At 50.8% G+C, this 18762-nt stretch carries 16 protein-coding genes and 2 tRNA genes; 11 read left to right on the top strand and 7 right to left on the bottom strand.

Annotation, left to right across the window (positions count from 1 at the left end):
* Nucleotides 1–290: 290 nt before the first annotated feature.
* A complete protein-coding gene (gene pdxR, locus OGY72_RS05015; RefSeq protein ID WP_286547177.1) occupies nucleotides 291–1709 on the bottom strand; it encodes a MocR-like pyridoxine biosynthesis transcription factor PdxR in 1419 nt (472 codons plus the stop codon).
* A gap of 50 nt (nucleotides 1710–1759) precedes the next feature.
* Here pdxR (OGY72_RS05015) and OGY72_RS05010 point away from each other — a divergent pair, with 50 nt between their 5' ends.
* The 10 genes from OGY72_RS05010 (at nucleotide 1760) to OGY72_RS04965 (ending at nucleotide 9592) form a co-directional block, all read left to right on the top strand.
* A complete protein-coding gene (locus tag OGY72_RS05010; protein WP_208021615.1) occupies nucleotides 1760–2812 on the top strand; it encodes an SLAC1 family transporter in 1053 nt (350 codons plus the stop codon).
* Nucleotides 2793–3539: a MurR/RpiR family transcriptional regulator gene (locus tag OGY72_RS05005; RefSeq protein WP_126318247.1), complete on the top strand. Its 747-nt coding sequence runs from the start codon at nucleotides 2793–2795 to the stop codon at nucleotides 3537–3539. The genes OGY72_RS05010 and OGY72_RS05005 overlap by 20 nt, the downstream gene beginning before the upstream one ends.
* 101 nt (nucleotides 3540–3640) lie before the next feature.
* Nucleotides 3641–4978, top strand: a complete 1338-nt coding sequence (locus tag OGY72_RS05000) for a PTS transporter subunit EIIC (protein WP_126318250.1) — start codon at nucleotides 3641–3643, stop codon at nucleotides 4976–4978.
* A 14-nt stretch (nucleotides 4979–4992) separates the two neighbouring features.
* Complete coding sequence (locus OGY72_RS04995; RefSeq protein WP_286547171.1) at nucleotides 4993–6435, top strand: glycoside hydrolase family 1 protein; 1443 nt, start codon at nucleotides 4993–4995, stop codon at nucleotides 6433–6435.
* A 325-nt stretch (nucleotides 6436–6760) separates the two neighbouring features.
* Entirely contained in the window at nucleotides 6761–7093 is a 333-nt protein-coding gene (locus OGY72_RS04990) for an EmrE family multidrug efflux SMR transporter (protein WP_126318254.1), read from the top strand.
* 33 nt (nucleotides 7094–7126) lie between these two features.
* Nucleotides 7127–7675: a GNAT family N-acetyltransferase gene (locus OGY72_RS04985; protein ID WP_126318256.1), complete on the top strand. Its 549-nt coding sequence runs from the start codon at nucleotides 7127–7129 to the stop codon at nucleotides 7673–7675.
* Between the two features lie 168 nt (nucleotides 7676–7843).
* On the top strand, nucleotides 7844–8326 hold the full coding sequence (locus tag OGY72_RS04980; protein ID WP_126318258.1) for a glutathione peroxidase: 483 nt from the start codon (nucleotides 7844–7846) through the stop codon (nucleotides 8324–8326).
* 199 nt (nucleotides 8327–8525) lie between these two features.
* Nucleotides 8526–8602, top strand: a tRNA-Val gene (locus tag OGY72_RS04975).
* A 4-nt stretch (nucleotides 8603–8606) separates the two neighbouring features.
* A tRNA-Val gene (locus tag OGY72_RS04970) sits at nucleotides 8607–8683 on the top strand.
* 186 nt (nucleotides 8684–8869) lie between these two features.
* A complete protein-coding gene (locus tag OGY72_RS04965) occupies nucleotides 8870–9592 on the top strand; it encodes a substrate-binding domain-containing protein (protein ID WP_286547164.1) in 723 nt (240 codons plus the stop codon).
* Here the strand turns inward: OGY72_RS04965 and OGY72_RS04960 are convergent.
* The 6 genes from OGY72_RS04960 to puuE all read right to left on the bottom strand — a co-directional run bounded on the left by OGY72_RS04960 (nucleotide 9579) and on the right by puuE (nucleotide 17160).
* Nucleotides 9579–10331, bottom strand: coding sequence for an ABC transporter ATP-binding protein (locus OGY72_RS04960; RefSeq protein ID WP_286547162.1), 753 nt, complete (start codon nucleotides 10329–10331; stop codon nucleotides 9579–9581). The genes OGY72_RS04965 and OGY72_RS04960 overlap by 14 nt on opposite strands.
* Nucleotides 10328–11332, bottom strand: a complete 1005-nt coding sequence (locus OGY72_RS04955; RefSeq protein WP_003832715.1) for a FecCD family ABC transporter permease — start codon at nucleotides 11330–11332, stop codon at nucleotides 10328–10330. The genes OGY72_RS04960 and OGY72_RS04955 overlap by 4 nt, the downstream gene beginning before the upstream one ends.
* Entirely contained in the window at nucleotides 11319–12374 is a 1056-nt protein-coding gene (locus tag OGY72_RS04950; protein WP_191236255.1) for an ABC transporter substrate-binding protein, read from the bottom strand. Before OGY72_RS04950 ends, OGY72_RS04955 begins: the two co-directional genes overlap by 14 nt.
* A 157-nt stretch (nucleotides 12375–12531) precedes the next feature.
* On the bottom strand, nucleotides 12532–13542 hold the full coding sequence (locus OGY72_RS04945; protein ID WP_286547161.1) for an ABC transporter substrate-binding protein: 1011 nt from the start codon (nucleotides 13540–13542) through the stop codon (nucleotides 12532–12534).
* 9 nt (nucleotides 13543–13551) lie between these two features.
* Complete coding sequence (locus OGY72_RS04940) at nucleotides 13552–15684, bottom strand: TonB-dependent receptor (protein ID WP_286547160.1); 2133 nt, start codon at nucleotides 15682–15684, stop codon at nucleotides 13552–13554.
* Nucleotides 15685–15897: 213 nt separating this feature from the next.
* Nucleotides 15898–17160, bottom strand: coding sequence for a 4-aminobutyrate transaminase (gene puuE, locus OGY72_RS04935; RefSeq protein ID WP_003832711.1), 1263 nt, complete (start codon nucleotides 17158–17160; stop codon nucleotides 15898–15900).
* Nucleotides 17161–17266: 106 nt separating this feature from the next.
* Here puuE and pdxR (OGY72_RS04930) point away from each other — a divergent pair, with 106 nt between their 5' ends.
* Complete coding sequence (gene pdxR / locus OGY72_RS04930; RefSeq protein ID WP_286547159.1) at nucleotides 17267–18742, top strand: MocR-like pyridoxine biosynthesis transcription factor PdxR; 1476 nt, start codon at nucleotides 17267–17269, stop codon at nucleotides 18740–18742.
* Nucleotides 18743–18762: the final 20 nt, after the last annotated feature.

Here is an 18762-nt window from a genome sequence, read left to right as displayed (position 1 = left end):
TTCATTCCTCTCATTAACATATTTCCATAGCTCATTTCGAGCCATCGCACATTGTTCAGTCTTTGAGTTGTTGTATGCCTGCCTTTTGCACATCTCATTCTCATCACCGATTTGATCATCCGTACTTATGACCTTCAACTAATCAAATCTTACGTGATAAACAGTGCCCTCTCTTACGACAGCTTAGTGCCAGGAGCGGACCTTTAGTATGCCTTTGACTTCCAGTCAGTCGCCCCAGATTACATGCATATCATTCCATGGTTTTAAGACAGAAAACTGAGCGGCAAAAATCATAACCTGTCGGAGCCTGAATACAGCATCTGGTAAAGCCTTTCAAAAACCGCTTTACATTCATTCACATCAGTATTGGCAAACCCTATCACGATAAAATCGGACGCAGCGTTAGTATCTGACGCGTAGTTTTCTGTATCAGCAATCTGAATATTATTTCTGGAAAGCCAGTCAGCAATCCTTTGGCTTTTCCCGGATTGGCTGAATCTTATATAAAGCTGTAACCCTCCAGATGGAACACTGAACTGCGCGTCCGGCAGGAATTTCCGTACTAGGGCCACCATGTCGTCTCGTTTATGCCGGTATACCGTACGCATCCTTCGCAAATGTCGTGCGTAAGTTCCGCTTTTCAGCAATTCAGCAACCCATTGCTGCAGCAGGCCGCTTGTACCACGAGACAGACTCCAGTGCAGGGCTGCCATCTGTTGTACGAGGTGGGTATCTGCAACCAGATATCCGAGCCGGACGTTGTTAAACAGTACCTTGGAAAAGGTGCCCATATAAACCACCTGCGCCGCAGCTGCGGTTGAACGAAGTGCGGGACGCGGAACCTTGTCGAAGTAAAATTCACTGTCGTAATCATCTTCCAGTAGAAGCACCTTTTTCTGACAGGCCAGATGAATAATCTCGTTTCGTCTGGCATCTGACAGCGTGATGCACTGTGGAAAATGATGCTCCGGCATCAGATAAAGAATGTCCTTTGAAGATGGTCCAAAGCCAGAAACATCGATCCCCTCAGGATCCATCCTGTGTGACTGCAACTCGTAGCCGAAATGCGAAAAATTACGGGCAAATTCCAGATAGCCTGGTTCACCAAAATGAAAACATGTTCTCTCCTGCCGTACAGTCATGGCCAGAAGCAGGCTTCCGTACTGTGAACCGGGCACAATCAGCACTTCCTGGGGACTGGCTGAGATCCCTCGGGAAGGGAGGAGTTGGTCGCAGATAAGCTGACGTAATTCCAAGTTACCGGCGCTCTCGCCAAAATGATTAAGCCTGTCAGGATAACGCAGCACGCGGTTGAAAGCCTGCCGGAACTCACTGACCGGAAGATGGGCCGTGCTGGCATGGCTGGGAAGCAGGGATAATCCTCCTGGAAGGAATTTATCAATCGCGTGGGGGATCTGGGATGGGATAGACGTAACCGGAACTGGCGGTGACGCATCCGGCTTTTCCCGGTAAATCACCATCGTTCCTCTTCCCGTATGGCTGTGACAGTACTCTTTCACGCAAAGCGCTTCATAAGCCCGGACAACGCTTCCACGGGATATCCTCAGCTGACGGGCCAACTCCCGGGAAGGGGGAAGGTAATCGCCATAATTCAGCCGACCTTTGATGATCTGCCAGCTGATCTGCTGCTCAATCTGGAGGTAAAGCGGGAGAGCCGTCGCGCTATGGCTGAGATGAATGTCAATCACACAACCCCCTGTGGTCCAATTATTTACCTGGATTGGACCTTTAAACAGCAATGGAACAGGACCAATATAGTGGAAATTTAGCATTCTTCTGTCCGTGGCGCAGTAATTTAGCCCGGAAATTAAAAGTGAGATGTGCGGTGTCCGAAAAACTTCAAACTGTCAGCTTCGATCTCTATTCCTCGGTAATGGGGATAACCGGCCTGGGCCTTGTATGGAGGGCCGCAGCAAAAACCTACGACGTAACCACTTTGCCAGGTGAAGTCTTTCTTGCTTCAGGATTGGCGGTATTTTTAATACTGACTAGTATCCAGTTTCTGCGGCTCATTTTTTGCCGTCAGGCTATCCTTGCAGAATGGCAATCACGCGCCAGTAAGAACTTTTTTTGTGCTGCCACGATCTCAGGGTTTCTGCTTGCAATGGGATTGCTGCCTTACAGTATTCAACTGGCGAAGGTGCTCTGGATAGCGGCCGTCACCGCGCAGATATTTTTCCTGACGTGTACGTTCCGCCGTTGGCTTATCGACCTGCTTGATACGCATGAAATCAGTCCGGTTTGGCTTATCCCAATGGTGGGCAATGCCTCTCCAGCTTTCGCGGGCGTGGATCTGGGGTTTCCGGGCCTGAGTAAGATGCTGCTGTTTTCAGCCTTGCTCTGCTGGGCACTTTTTATGCCGCTTATCCTCTGGCGGATTGTTTTTGTTCGTCCTGTTACGCCGCAAAAGGCTATGCCTGGCCTGGCTATTATGGTTTCAGCGCCTGCGGTCATCGCTGTCGGACTTTACTGCGTTTATGGCGGTATGAATGATGTGATTGAATTTATGGCGTGGACCGCACTCTTCTTTGCCATTGTGCTTATCAGCCTCTGGCGAAGAATGATCCCTGATACCTTTGGGCGGATCTGGTGGGGGTTTACCTTTCCTTCAACCGCACTGGCCTCTGCACTTATAAGGGTTGACGCGGCGTCCATGACCACGCTGAACCACACGCTGGCCCTGGCAGCACTGACATTCGCCACCTTTGTAGTGTGTTCCATTATAATTATGACTGTCAGGCAAACACTGTTAACTCTCAGATGGAGCAGGTATGCAAAACACTCCAGATAGCGTATTTTACAGTCCTCTTTATGTGAGAGTATCTGAATACCTTTTTTATGCGGGTAAACGAAACGTCTTTACCACCATTGCGAAAGCGGTAATTGATAAAATCGAAGAATTTCCTTATGTGAATATTGAGGAACTGGCGTCGTACTGTAATACGACGCCTTCGAGCATCACCAAATTCGTCAGGGAACTGGGGTACGGTTCGTTCCAGGAATTAAAAAATGACACAGCGCCCTACCGACTGACGCATCAGGGCATAAAAGGAATGACAGAAAAAGAGGTTTTTGAGGAAATATACAAATACATACCTTACGAAGAATGCAGAAAAATGGCAGAGGTGATTAATGTCAGTCGTTCTGTCATTATTTTGTCGAATTCATTCCTTTTCAATATCGCAAACGTCATGAGGGAAAGCATCAGCAGCAGCAACCGGAAGGTTTATCTTGTCGAACGTTCAAACAATGAACTGATAAATACCATTCTGCGGCAGGTGGACTGCGTTTTTATACTTACCCTGACAGGGCAATGGATAAACTCCTGCCAGTATATAAATAACGTCTCTGAAAAATCGCAACTATGTCTTATATCAGGAAGCACACCGGCCATTCTGAATAAGAAACCGGCTCATATCATCGAGCTGAACAATTACCCGCAGATGCTATACGCCAATTATTTTTCACATAAATACCTTGAGAGCATTGTCTTTAATATCGTACAGGATGTGATTTAGCTCACAAAATTATTTTCCAAAACTGGAAAACGATATTTTTTGATTTCCAGCCTGTTCGCGGATATTTTCTGGGTATACCCTACATCAAGAGAGTCCCGCATATGTCTGAACAACAGCAGATATTGTCTATTATTGACAATTTAGGTGGCCGTGAAAATATTAAGGATTATTACCACTGCGCCACGCGCTTGCGTTTTAATCTCTTCGATTATGACAGAATTAATAAGGATGCCCTTAAAGCGAACCCGCTGGTCCTTTCCGTCGTGCAAGCCAGTGGACAGTGCCAGCTCATTATCGGCAACAAAGTAGGGGCGGTCTACAGCGCCCTGCATGGCATGCTTGAAACTGGCGGTCAAAACAGTCCGCCGTCTTCTTCCGGGACGGCAACAAAGCGGGAGTCCTTCATCAGCCGCATCTTCGCCTTCATTTCAGGCAGTTTCCTGCCATTAATCGGTATCCTCGCCGCCGCAGGTCTGCTGCGAGCCTTCACCACGTTGTTACTAAGCCTGCCCTCGCTGGCGGGAAACAGCACACTGACCCTGCTGTCATTCATCGCTAATGTGCCGTTTTATTTCATGCCCGTGCTGCTTGGTTTCACCATCGCCAGAAAGCTCAAATCTAATGAACTGATAGGGGCGATTATCGGCGCATCGTTACTGTATCCTGAATTTACCAGCCTGGCAGGGCAAACGCTGAATGTTATTGGCCTGCCGCTTGTGGTCATGGAATATGGCTACAGCATATTCCCTGTCTTTTTTGCCGTACCGGTTGCTGCCGCGCTTGAGCGCTTCCTGAAGGCAAGACTGTGGGATTCAGTACAGCTGTTTATGGTGCCGTTGTTATGTGTCGTCATTGTGGTACCGCTAACCATGTTTTTACTTGGTCCGTTCGGGAAATACCTCGGCGATTATCTGGCATCAGCCATCGTTTACATCATTGGTGTGAACAGTCTTGTGGCCGGGATGATCATCGGGGCAGCCTATTCCTTTATCGTCCTGTTTGGGCTGCACTGGGCCATTATTCCGGTAGTCTTTTCAAACATTGCCCATGGCGGTGACCCTATCTATGCCATTGGCGGTATGTCAGCCATCGCTCAGATGGGAGTGGCGCTGGGGATCCTAATCAGAACCCGTGATGCAGGTACGCGACAGCTTGCCAGCAGTGCCTTCTTCCCTTCATTAATCAGTGGTGTGACTGAGCCCATCTTATACGGCCTCATCATTCCTAACCGCCGCACGATTTATTACATCATCATTGCCGGTGCGGTCGGAGGGGGAATTGTGGGTGGCTATAACATCACGATTAATAACCTTGTTTTTGCGAGTCTGCTTTCCATCCCGACCGCAAGTAACATGCTGATCTACAGCGTGGGTCTATTCGCCACTTTAATTACTGGCGCAGTCTTACCGGTTATTTTTGGTTACAAGAGCCGGTCTTAAAAATGGGAGAGAACATGAGTAACGAATCAATGAATTTTCCTGAAAACTTCCTCTGGGGCGGCGCTATCGCGGCAAACCAGGCTGAAGGAGCCTGGGATCTTGATGGTAAAGGTATCAGCGTTGCCGACATCAATGAGTATGTTTTCAATGAAGACATGCGCAAAATGTATAATATCGAACTCACCCGGGACTATGCTGTCCAGGCACAGGACGATAAAGACGGCTTGTTTCCTAAAAGAACGGGTGTCGATTTTTATCACACATTCCGTGAAGACCTGGCGCTGCTAAAAGCCGCCGGTCTGAAGACCTTTCGTACCTCAATCAGCTGGGCACGTATTTTTCCGGACGGGGATAATACGGCACCTAACGAAGCGGGCCTGAAATTTTACGATGAGCTGATAGACGAAATAATCAAAAATGGTATGGAGCCGATGATAACGCTCGCCCATTATGAGATGCCGCTGAACCTCGCACTGAAATATAATGGCTGGAAGAACCGTCAGTTAATCGACTTTTATTTTAACTTTGCCCGCACCTGCCTCGATCGCTATCACGATCGCGTTAAGTACTGGATCCCTTTTAACCAGATAAACCTCATTCGCTATGAGTCCTTTAATCATCTGGGTATTTTCGAAGATGAAGGCATCTATCTCGAGCAGGATAAATATCAGGGCGTTCACCATGAACTGGTGGCATCGGCGATGGTAAAAAAATATGCCGCATCCCTGGGCGGTGATATTAAGATCGGCATGATGCTGTATACCGATTTCGCTTATCCCGAAACGACAAGCCCGGAAGACAACTTCGCTACATGGCAGAAAAACCAGTATGAAGTCTACTTCGCGGATGTGCTTTTACGAGGTGAGTACCCTGGCTACATCAAACGGTTCTTCAGAGAGAAAAATATTGCTCTCAATATCACCGATGAGGATAGCGCTCTCCTGAAGAATACGGCAGATTTCATGACGTTTTCTTATTACACCACCTATGTGAGCAATGCTGAGATTGCGCACCAGTTCAGGGGGAATAACAAGCGTAATCCGCTTTTATCGCAGACCCCATGGGGCTGGGCAATTGACCCGGTGGGACTTCGCTATGTGCTTAACTTCTTCTGGGATCGCTGGCAAAAGCCCATCATGATCACTGAGAACGGCATTGGCTGCTTTGACGAGCTGATTAATGAGACTGTAGAGGATGATTACCGTATAGCCTTCTTCAGGGATCATATCCGCTCTGTCGGTGAAGCTATTGCCGATGGCGTGGAGGTGCTGGGCTACTATATGTGGTCGCCGATTGACATAATCAGCTGTTCCTCGAACCAGATGTCAAAACGTTACGGGCTAATTTACGTCAATCTTGACGATCTGGGTCATGGCGATAGCAAACGTTTCTGCAAGAAAAGTTACTACTGGTATCAGAAACTCATTGCCACCAACGGCAAATCACTCGAGGAATAATACTTAAGGGCTGCGCAGAGAATTTGACAGATCCTGATGCAGTCCTGTTTTACCTTTATCCTAGTGCATAACCTACGCGTATCGGTATGTTTGACTCGGGGGCTGTGTGGAGGGGGCTTGTTGCCAGTGCGCAGGATGTACTTGCCCTTTTTGTTGAGTTTGATTGATTTATTCGCAAAGGTCCGCTCCTCGCTCAAAGCGGACCTTGCGACGCTTCACTAGATGCCATGAAACGGGCATTTCAGCAGTAGTTTGGGCTGTGTTCAAACTCACCCAACCCTTTGTGATACGATATTCGCTTTAAATTGTCACATGGGGTCAGATTTTGAATTCATACATTTTCCTTGCCGGGGCCATCGTAGCTGAAGTCGTAGGTACAACCCTGATGAAGTTCTCTGACGGATTCACACGCCTATGGCCATCTGTAGCAACTATTGTGTGCTACTGTGCAGCCTTTTATCTTCTCTCCCAAACTCTGTCGACCATTCCAACGGGTATCGCATACGCAATTTGGTCAGGTGCTGGAATCGTATTAATCAGCCTTTTGGGCTGGTTAATAAGCGGGCAAAAGCTAGATTTTCCGGCGATCGCAGGTATGCTTCTTATTTGTGCTGGGGTTCTGGTTATTAATATTTTTTCAAAATCCTCCCCACATTGATCCTCTTATCTTGATCGAGCAGGAAAAGTGCATATGAAAATACCAATACTCCATACAGAACGCTTGCTGTTAAAACCATTAGAAGCCGAAGATGCTTCGCAGATTCAGGTGCTTTATCCCCGCTGGGAGATAGTTCGCTATATGGTCTCCTCAGTACCCTGGCCCTATCCTGATAACGGTGCGGAGAATTACGTCAACAACGTTGCCCTGCCTGATATGGAAAAAGGGATTGCGTGGATCTGGACTATCAGACTCCGTGAGGCCCCTGACGCTCTCATAGGTTTAATTTGCCTTTATGACGTTAAGGATAATAACCGTGGATTTTGGTTAGCTCCGGAATATCAGGGTCAGGGTTTTATGCGTGAAGCCAGTAATGTCGCTACGGATTACTGGTTTAATACGTTAAATAAGACGGTATTGCGTGCGCCGAAAGCCTCTCTCAATATCCGTTCCAGACGTATTTCAGACAGTAGCGGAATGCGGCTTATCAAAACGGAAAAGAAAGAGTATGTCAGCGGTTTGCTGGATTCTGAACTTTGGGAAATCACGCGCGACGAATGGAACGCTCGTCAGGTTGGTTAAAATAAATTATGGAATGTCCATAACCGAACCGTAGAGAATTTCTATTTTTGCCCTGCACCAATGGCAAGTTTATTAATCCTGAAGTTGCGATCATAATAAATAGATACGCAGCGAAGCCTGTCACTCGCGGGCAACATGAGTAATGCTATCTTATTTGAGGATTCTGGCATGGCCCCCTTTCATCAACTGACTGCCACCAGTTTGCATGGCCAGCCCATCTGTATGGCCGACTACGCTGGCAAACTGGTTCTGGTGGTTAATACCGCCAGCCATTGTGGTTTCACTCCACAATATGCAGGCCTCGAAGCGCTCTACAAGAAGTACGCCGCGCAGGGTCTGGTGGTGCTTGGTTTTCCCTGCAACCAGTTCGGTAACCAGGAGCCCGGTGGAACCGACGAAATCGCGCAAACCTGCCACATCAACTACGGTGTGAGCTTCCCGATGTTTGAGAAAGTGGAAGTCAACGGTGCTGCTACGCACCCAGTATTTCGTTACCTGAAAGACGAATTACCCGGCGTGCTAGGTGGGCGGATCAAGTGGAATTTTACTAAGTTCCTGATCGGGCGTGACGGCAAGCCGCTTAAGCGATTTGCACCCTTCACTACCCCAGAGAAAATAGAAACCACCATCCTTACAGTGCTTAAAGTCTGAGCGCCTCTGTAATTCAAACCGTCCCTGGTATGCCCCAGTTCGTTGTCTGAATAAAAAACACGCTGCAAAATCAACAAAATATAATCAACTTGCTTAATTACTCTGCAATCGCGTGAGATCAGGAAGAAAAATGCTATTTCCCTCTTGCCTCATTCGGTCTGTGCCGCTAATATTCGTCCCCGTTGTCACCTACAACGTTGCGTTCATAGCTCAGTTGGTTAGAGCACCACCTTGACATGGTGGGGGTCGTTGGTTCGAGTCCAATTGAACGCACCATCTTGCGTCCGTAGCTCAGTTGGTTAGAGCACCACCTTGACATGGTGGGGGTCGGTGGTTCGAGTCCACTCGGACGCACCAAATCATATCCCTTTGATTTGGTGCTATTTCACTTCAAAACTATCTATTTATCTTCAGTTTGTATCCGTCAGTTTTGTCATTTCCCTTGATGATTCAATAGCACTGCGCTAAATCATTCTAAATTCCATGCTCAACGCGTATCATTCATCTTCTTCGTATAATGTCTTTCGTCAGAGCCAGGATACTATGCCCTCTTCCATCCTCCTGTTCGCCGCAGGCAGTTTGCGCCCTGCATTTACGCCACTGATAAGCCAGTTCACGCACATGAGTGGAATAGACGTCAAGGTTGAATATGGTCCGGCCGGTTTATTGCGTGAGCGTATTGAAGCGGGAGAACCGTGTGCGCTCTTTGCCTCGGCCAACAGGGACCATCCACAAAACCTGTTAGCACGTAATAAAGCCGTCTCTACGCACACCTTTTGCTGGAACAAACTGAGCCTTGTCAGCAACCGAATCGGAACCTGGCTAGATTTACTCCGCGACCCAACGCTGCGACCAAGTACATCAACGCCCGGCTGCGACCCTTCCGGAGACTATACCTGGGCATTTTTCGACAATATGGATGTACTGGAACCAGGACTCGGGCAACAACTTCGCGCTCGCGCCATCCCGCTGGTTGGTGGTCGTGATACGGTAAAAATCCCGCAAGGAGAACTGGCGAGCGCCTGGATCCTGCGCCAGGGGCTGGCCGATCTGTTTATCGGTTACGCGCATTACGCACACGCGCTGCGCGCGATGCCCGACGTACATTACGTAGCTATTCCTGATGAGCACAATATTCGCTGCGAATACCAACTGGCGGTGCTTGATGCATCCAAAGAAGTGATGGCGCTGGTTGAATTCATACTTTCCCGCGGCGGTCAGGCGTTCCTTACCGCCGCAGGATTCTTACCGCTTAACGACGAATAGAAAACAACGGTGCAATAAACGGCGTCTGGTAGTTCTCCACGCTGAGTCTTCTCAGCGTTAAACCATAAGCCAGGAATAAATTCTCCTCCGTCACAATGCTGTCCGTTAGCCCAGCCCGCCATTTTCCTTCAGGGAGTAGCAGCAAAGTATGGGAAGCAACCTGTAACGCATGCAGCGGATCGTGGGTCGAAAAGACAATACTGCATCCCTGTTGATGGGCCAGATCGCTGATTAGCTGCAGCACCACCTGCTGATTGGCGAGATCCAGCGCGGAACACGGTTCATCCAGTAACAGCGTTTGACAGTCCGTCACCAGAGCCCGGGCAATCATCACCAACTGTTGCTGCCCGCCAGAAAGTGAGCCAAATGAGCTGGAGGCGAGATGCGTGATATTCAACTGCTCTAACGCCTGCATTGCTCTTTTTTGATCCTGCGGACTGGGTTGCGCAAAAAGCTTCACGTGCTGTGCTCGCCCCATCAACACCACGTCGCTGACCGTGTACGGAAACGGCAGATGGCTATGCTGTGCCACAATCCCTATCCCACCGTTATTTTCAATACTCCCGCCTATAGCAGGCAGCGTGCCGGTTAACGTATCGAGCAACGTACTTTTACCCAGGCCGTTGCGCCCCAGCACGGCCCAGATCTCGCCTTTCTGGCAGCAGAATGTTAGCGGCTCAAATAGCGGCGCGCGATGCCCATAAATAAGCTGATTTACGCGCAGTGCGGCAGGTATCATGATTTCTCCCGGCGGCTGGTACGAATGAGCAAGAAAGCAAACAGCGGCGCGCCGAATAATGCGGTAATGATCCCCAGCGGTATCTCCGCATGCATCAGGGTGCGGGCAATGTCATCCACTACAATCATAAAACCGCCCCCCAGCCAGAAGGCACACGGCAGAAGACGACGATGATCAACGCCCACCAGCAAACGCGCCAGATGCGGAATCACTAATCCAACCCAGGCAATACTGCCGCTGACCGCCACCTGAGCGGCGACCAAAAATGCGCAGCACACCAAAACGCTGCGTCGCAGAGGAACCACCGCCACCCCCAGTGCTCTGGCATCTTTGTCATTGAGCGACAACAGGTTTATCCGCCAGCGTAGCTGGTACAAAACCGTCGCGGCGATACCGACCGGAACCGCCAACAGCAGCACTTTATGCCAGTTGGCCGTCGCAAAGCTGCCCAGCAGCCAGAACACAATATTAGGTAACGTCTCTTCGGTATCTGCCTGATACTGGATCAGGCTCACCAGCGCGGCAAAAAATCCGCTCAAAATGATACCCGACAGGATCAATACCAGCGTATTCTCCAGCCCCTGTAACGCAGCAATGGCATACACCAGGATCAACGCTGTCAGACCAAAGAAAAACGTTGATCCCATCATCAGCCAGGGCGAAAGACCGAGCAGGATGGCCAGTGTTCCACCAAAGGCCGCCCCCGACGTCACGCCGATAATATGCGGGTCGACCAGAGGGTTATGAAATACCCCTTGCAGCGTCGCGCCGCATAACCCAAGCGCGCCCCCCGCCAGCAGTGCCATCAGAATACGCGGTAGCCTGACTGTCCAGATAACCTGGCTGCCTATTCCCTCAGCGTCGCTATAGTGCGTCAGGTGATAAAACACTTCGCTTAACGACAGCGGATACTGTCCGAGGCATAGCGAACTGACGCCCAGCAACAGGACCACAACGATTAAGAGCGGTTGCTGGGGCAAAATACGGTTACTTAGCTGCATCAGGCTGCCAGTTCACACGATAAAAACGTTGATAGTAGTCCTGGGCCTGCGCATCAACGTCCACGTTTTTATAGGCATCCGGATACAGTTTTTTGGCCATCCAAAGTTCACCGATCGCCAACGCTTCCGGCATCGGATAGCCCCAGGCTTTGGCATATTCAGGCATCAACCAGACGCGATGATTTTTCACCGCATCAATCCCCTGCCAGTTTGGATCGTTTTGGATCTGAGTTACCACCTGCGGATAGCGATCCTGGACAAAAATCACCTGCGGGTTCCACGCTAATACCTGCTCCAGCGCAACCTGATGGGCACCTTTCACACTGGCAGCCGCCACGTTTAATCCCCCCGCGTGCTGCATCATCAGTCCCGTGTACTTCCCGGAGCCGTAGGTCATCAGGTCGGGGTTAGCCATATAAATACGGACTTTTTGCGCATCCGGGATTGTTGCAACCGGCGCATTGAATTTTGCCCGCGCGGCAAAAACGTAGTCGATTAACGTTTCGGCCTGCGGTTTGCGCCCAACCACGTCAGCGATCAGGCGAATACCCTGCTTCAACCCTTCGTTGTAGACCTGCTCTTCATCGGCCATGGTCGGGTTCATTTTATTCTGTTGCCCGGTGGCATCCTTACGTAACGAGATAGCCACGACCGAAATACCGGCATTCTGAATCTGCTGGATCATCTCCGCGGGCGCATAGTTGGCGACAAAAACCACCTGCGGATGAATCGCCAACAGGCTTTCGATATTCACGCTGGTGAGATCGCCTGGCGTCGGCAATGTAGTAATCGTCGGCATAAAGCGCGCAAATTCAGGCCCGAGCTGCTTTTTCCAGCTCGACATCACACCAACAATGTCCTGCTGGGCATTGAGCTGAACCAGAATATTCAACGTCTGGTGTTGCAGCACGACCACTTTGTCCACGTGGTCAGGAATCGTGACCTGTCGACCAAGCTGATCGGTGATCGTTCGGTCGGCCTGAGCAGAAAACGCAAACAACATGCTGGCGCAAACCAGCACAAAAGAGCGGAAAGTTAACATGGGATACCATCTGAATAGAGGAGTAAAAACGATATGCATTAAATTATATAACGAGAGGCCTGGCAAACCATTTTCATCATGAGCGCACCAAACCCCACATTTCAGAGGGGAAAAAATGGCGTGCAATCCTTATCACGCCTGTCTTTATACGTGAGCGCTACTCCTGTGGGGGTAACGCGTTTAAAACTCGCATCGCCTGCTCCTGAGTGAGCGAATAATCGAAGAACTGGCGATAAAAATCTCGCGTTACGCTGACCATATCCAGGCCGCTAAACAGCGCAGGATGCAGTTTTGATGCGGCCCACTGCAGCTGCAACGCGCTTTCAGTGCCGTAACGGTCCCAGGGGAACACGCCCGCCGGATTGCGCCAGACGTTACCCTGTTTCACTGCGTTAAGTTCTTTGAACAATGCCGCATATGGCGAACTGGCGATATCACCGCACCCCGCACCGAGAATAATGACCTGCGGTTGCCAGTAAAGCACCCTCTCGGGCGACACCTCTTTCATGTTGCCGTCAACTTCACCTGCCGCATTCCGTCCACCCGCCAGCGTAATCCAGGTATCGATCAACGTGTTACTGCCATCGACTTTAAGCGGATTTAGCGATTGAATATGAAGTACCCGAGGGCGCTGATTTTCCGTCAGCTCCGCAGTTTTAGCCTGCACATCCGCGAGCACACGGTTGAGATACTGATTGTAAGCCGTTGCCCGGACGCGAGCCTGCTCGGTACCCAGAACCTCTGCGGTCGTAGTGACCGATTTTTCCATCGAAGCATAGTCAGTAAATGCCATTTCAAGGACCGGAATACCCGCCTGACTGTAGCTTTGAGCATCCCCTTTTCCTTTTGCCACAAACACCACGTCGACGTGCCGGGCCAGCAAATCCTCACTATTAAATGATGTTCCCCGTATCTGTAAGGCTTGCCTCAGAGAAGGATTGATTTTAAACATCCATGGCTGGTTTTCCTCATGGTTGACCGTCGCAACAATGTTACGACCTGCGCCCAGCGTCATCAGCACCGAATGATGTGCAAACCAGCCATCCGCAATACGTTCAACATGCGTGGGAACGGTAACTGTGTGACCAGCATCATCCACAACCTGGCGTGTTGCCAGGGCAGGAAACGCCAGCCACACACAAAGCAGCCATGTGTGGCACGTTTTCATAAGCAACCTCTAAAAATCAACCTGAACAGAAAACTGAGCCTGGCGCGGTGCGCCAAGTTGAGCGCTGGCAGCCCCTGCACCCGTGTAACCAGTCAATGCGCCCGGAACAATATTGGTCCAATAGTGACGGTCGGTGAGATTGGTGATATCAAACCGGAAAGTGGTTGGCGTGTTCCACAGTCTGGTGGCATAACGCGTACCGATGTCCACCGTGGTGTAACTCCCGACCCAGTTGTCGTTGGCATTATCGGTAGCCCGACGTCCGACGTAATGCACGTTCGTGTCGACATCCAGTCCCGGAACCCGTTCGATGGTGTAGATTGCGAGGATATTCGAGGCGAAGCGCGGCAAACCAACTACTTGCTTACCATCCGCATTGCTGGCCGCGGTATTATGAAGTGTTGGATCAAGCCAGGCTCCCCCGCCTAACACGCGCAAATTACGGGTGATATGCCCATCAGCCATCAGTTCCAGCCCACGGTTCTTCTGCGTACCATCCTGAGCAAAATCGCCATTGTCGTTGGTATAGGCAAAGGGGCGTTTAGCTTCAAAAAGCGCAGCGGTAAGCAGCAGATCTTTTACTGGCGCATATTTTGCGCCCACCTCCAGTTGATGGCTACGGTAGGGATCTAACACCTGCCCGGCATTGCGCGCCCCGGCGGGCGCGGTATCGCCCTGCTGCAAACTGTCCGCCCAGGTGGTATACAGCGTGACGTTCTCCACCGGTTTATACATCAGGCTGGTAGAACCGCTCATGCCATTGTCCTGCTGACGGCTGCTTTCATGTCCAGCTTTGTTGTAGTTACTGACGGTAAAGAGGTTCTCACTGCCGGAAAGCAGCAAACTCCACTGCGGGGAAAAATGCAGCGTATCGCTGAGCAAAAATGCATGCTGAGTGGTGGTCGCTGAATGATAGCGATCGTTAAAATCTGGATACGGTGGTCGTGGATAGTCGGGATGTTGATCGAGAGAAGAATGCCCCAGAGTGAAAGTGCCGCCGTTTCTTGGATTATAGTTTTTCCACACAAATCCACGCATTCCGGTAGCAATATCCTGCGTCAGCCAGCCGGTATCAACGCTACCGGTCAGGTTCGCTAAATAACAGTTGATGGTAAAGCGACTGGCCGCCGAATTAGAGGTTGTAGTGGTGTAATCGCCCCGGTTATCCGTCAGGGTGTTGGTCACGGCCGTCGACTCGCGGTCTGCAACCTGGTGCAACGCCCCCAGGTCCAGCATCCAGTTGCCGTCAAAATCATGCTTAATATGCATATCGACGGTAGTCGTTTCGTCATCATGACCCGCATAAGATTGACCATATTTACTGTCCGTAGGATCAAATGCCGCGGGAAAGTGAACGCCTTTCGCCAGGGCAAAGCTACCCGGCATGCCTTTTTCGTAATAATGGTAATAGCTGAAATTACTCTCCAGCACCGTTTGATCTGTCAGTTGAAAGTCCAGCCCCAAGCCAGCGTACTGTCGACGGACATGGCTATCGGTGGTGTAGCTATGGCCCTCATCGTTCAGCAAGTTGAGGCGATATTTCACCCGGTCTCCCGCATCGATTGGGCCGCTGAAATCCATCGATGCCAACGTTCCCGACCCTGTACCTTGCCCTACTGTGACGCGATGCAACGGTGTATCGACAGGTCGTTTAGACACCAAATTAAACATCCCTGCTGGATTAGCAGGGCCATACAGCGATCCAGCGATGCCGCTCAACACCTCAATGTTCTGGAACTGTTCGGTCGAATATTCCGTCGTGGAGACGGCGTTCAGGCCATCAATCATATGGTTTTGTACCACGCTCCCCTGCATGCCGCGTGTTTGTGGGCGGACGCCGTCACCCTGAACGGACGGTAGGTAGCGATAGGCGTCTTTCACATCTTTGATTTGTTGCTGATCCAGCACTTTTTTCGACAACGTCTGCACCGACCAGGGAACGTCTATCAACTCTCGCTCGCCGAGGCTACCTAACGTTGCTTTTTTTTCGCTCGCCGGAGGTTCATGTTCCGATAACGAGGATTGTGACGTGGCTGGCGCCGAAACGATGACGGTATCTTCAGCATGAGCCGTGACGGCGGTGGAAAAACAGGCAAAGGTTAACAACCCAGAGGCCACTGGGGTAAATTTGTTATTTAACATTCGTTAATTCAATTCGTTAGATAGAAAGACTGGAGGCCGCTAACGCAAGCGCCTTCTCTTGAAGAGTACAGTTATTATATTTGTATGATGAATAGGATAGACCCAATCGATATATATGTAAATATATAACGACGTGTTGTTGATAAATTCACGACAACAAAAAAGCCGACGGTGATGACGACCGTCGGCTTTGGGTAAATGACAATTAACGAATTACTTGGTTGCTGCTTTGATAATATCGAGCGCTTTGGCGAACTGATCCTGCGGAATTGTCAGCGGGTAAAGGAAACGAATAACGTTGCCATACTGACCGCAGGTCAGCAGCAGCAATCCTTGCTCAAGGGCTTTCTTCTGCACGCGTTGCGCGGCTGCGGCGTTGGGTTCTCCTGTCGCTGCATCACAGAATTCAGCGGCAATCATAGAGCCTAAACCTCGCACTTCGGCCAGTTCAGGACACCCTGCTTGTGCATCTGTCAGAGCGGCGCGCAGCTGTTCGCCGAGAGCCGCCGCACGCTGGCATAGCTGCTCATCACGAATGATATCCAGCACCGCATGGGCCGCCGCGATCGACAGCGGGTTTCCAGCGTAGGTTCCCCCCAGACCACCCGGCGCAGGCGCATCCATAATTTCGGCTTTGCCCACGACGCCTGACAGCGGCATGCCGCCCGCAAGGCTTTTCGCCATGGTCATCAGGTCCGCTTTATCGGCGTAATGATCCATCGCAAACAGCTGACCCGTACGGGCAAACCCGCTTTGTACTTCATCAGCAATCATCACGATGCCATGCTCGTCGCAAATACGGCGGATGGCAGCCACAAACTCCGGCGGTGCCACCACGAAGCCCCCTTCGCCCTGGACGGGTTCGAAGATAATCGCCGCAACCTGGGTTGGATCGATATCGGCTTTAAACAGGCGCTCAATCGCTTTTAGGGAATCCGCCGTGGAAATGCCCTGCAATTCAGAAGGATACGGCGCATGGTAAACAGAGCCTGGGAACGGGCCGAAACCTTTTTTATAGGGTGCCACCTTGCCGGTTAACGCCATCGTCATGTAAGTTCGCCCATGAAAACCACCGCCAAATGCGATAACGCCAGGACGGCCGGTATGCGCGCGCGCAATTTTCACCGCGTTTTCTACCGCTTCAGCCCCGGTAGTGAAGAATGTGGTTTTACGCTTGCCGTCGATTGGCGCAACGGCGTTGATTTTCTCAGCCAAAGACACATAGCTTTCGTACGGGACAATCTGATAAGCCGTATGGGTAAAAGCCTGAAGTTGCGCTTCGACTGCCTGCACCAGGCGAGGATGGCGGTGTCCGGTGTTCAGCACGGCGATCCCGGCGGCAAAATCGATGTACTGATTGCCTTCGATATCGGTAATTGTGCTGTTTTCTGCCGACTGGGCATAAAAATCACACATCACACCCACGCCACGCGGGGTGGCATCCAGACGACGTTGTTGCAGGTTTTTATTGTTCATTCTCTACACCTTGTCCATTAATACATTTCGGTTGAATTACCCTTTAAATTTAGACGCCGTCTGGTACTTTAATCGAGAGCCAAATCGTTTTATTTTAAGGATCCAAATGCGTTCACTTGCCGGAGATGTGATCAAGCATGCATTTAATCAGCAGACTGACGAAAAACTACATCGCCGCCTGTATGCCGCCATTTGTAGTTGCATCCTCGAAGGTAGCCTGAAACCGGCTACCCGAATGCCTCCGTCGCGTGACCTGGCAGGAGAGCTGACGCTATCGCGCAATACCGTCCTGCGGGTGTACGAACAGTTGCAAGCTGAAGGGTATATTTCCGCGCGCACCAGCAGCGGCACATTTGTGACCGACAGCGTGCTGGACAATCTCGACCTGCATCCTGACAAAGAGCCTGTTACTGCCGCTCAGGAAGATCACACCCGTTTATCCTCCCGCTGCCTTGAGCTGTTAGGTAATGCCAGCGCCAGTCCCCGTCAGTGGGGGGCATTTATTCCAGGCGTACCTGATGTAGAGCATTTCCCGCACCGGGTGCTCAAGAAAATTCAGGACAGGCTGGCAAGACGACTGCGCCCGGAGTTTCTCACTTACGATGCAGCAGGCGGCGTGAATGAGCTAAAAGAAGCCCTGGCAGACTATCTACGCACCGCTCGCGGCGTACGGTGCTCACCGGAACAAATTCTGATTACTGAAGGTATTCACCAGGCGCTGGATCTGGTGACCCGGACTTTATGCAACCCGGGCGATCATGCCTGGATTGAGGAGCCGGGCTACTGGGGAATCAAAAATATTCTGCGCATCAATGCGGTAAATTTTTCGGCTATCCCGGTTGATGAACAAGGCATGGTCCCGCCGGATGCAGGCGAAACACCGCCAAAACTTATTTTTGTGACACCGTCACATCAATACCCACTCGGTTCGGTAATGAGTCTGAGCCGCCGTCAGCAACTTCTCTTTCGCGCACGCGAAACGCGAAGTTGGATAGTGGAAGATGATTACGACAGTGAGTTCCGCTTTTCCGGCCAGCCGATTCCCTCTTTGCAGGGACTTGAAGAAGAAACACCGGTCATTTACATCGGGACATTCAGTAAGACACTCTATCCCGCACTGCGACTCGGGTATGTCGTGCTACCTAAATCGTTAGCCGCTCCGCTGAAAAAGGTTCATAACGACCTCTATCGTGGTGGGCATTTGCTGATTCAGGCCGCGCTGGCAGAGTTTATTCGCGAGGGTTATTACGCAGCACACATTCGGAAAATGCGCCAGTTATACAGTCGTCGACGCCAGATGCTGGTAGAGCTTATCAGCCGCCAACTTGGTGAACATTATCTTGGTTCTTTCAGCAGCAACGCCGGGCTGCATATGATCTTACAGTTACCCGCCGGGAGCGATGACGCGGTCATTGCCCAACAGGCGAATGCGCAAGGGGTGTTGGTGCGCCCGCTGTCACGCTACTACGTGAATGAAGAGAAACGCAGCGGTTTGCTGCTGGGGTTTGCCAGCATTGAAGAGCATGAAATGACGGCGGCGTTTACCCGACTCGCGGATATTATCAGGGCAAACGCCGTGTAAGCACTGCCGGATGACGGTGC

This window comes from Citrobacter sp. Cpo221 (assembly GCF_030332345.1).
GTDB classification, from domain to species: Bacteria; Pseudomonadota; Gammaproteobacteria; order Enterobacterales; family Enterobacteriaceae; genus Citrobacter; species Citrobacter portucalensis.
Note: the sequence above shows the minus strand (reverse complement) of the source record. Positions and strands in the feature narration are given on the sequence as shown.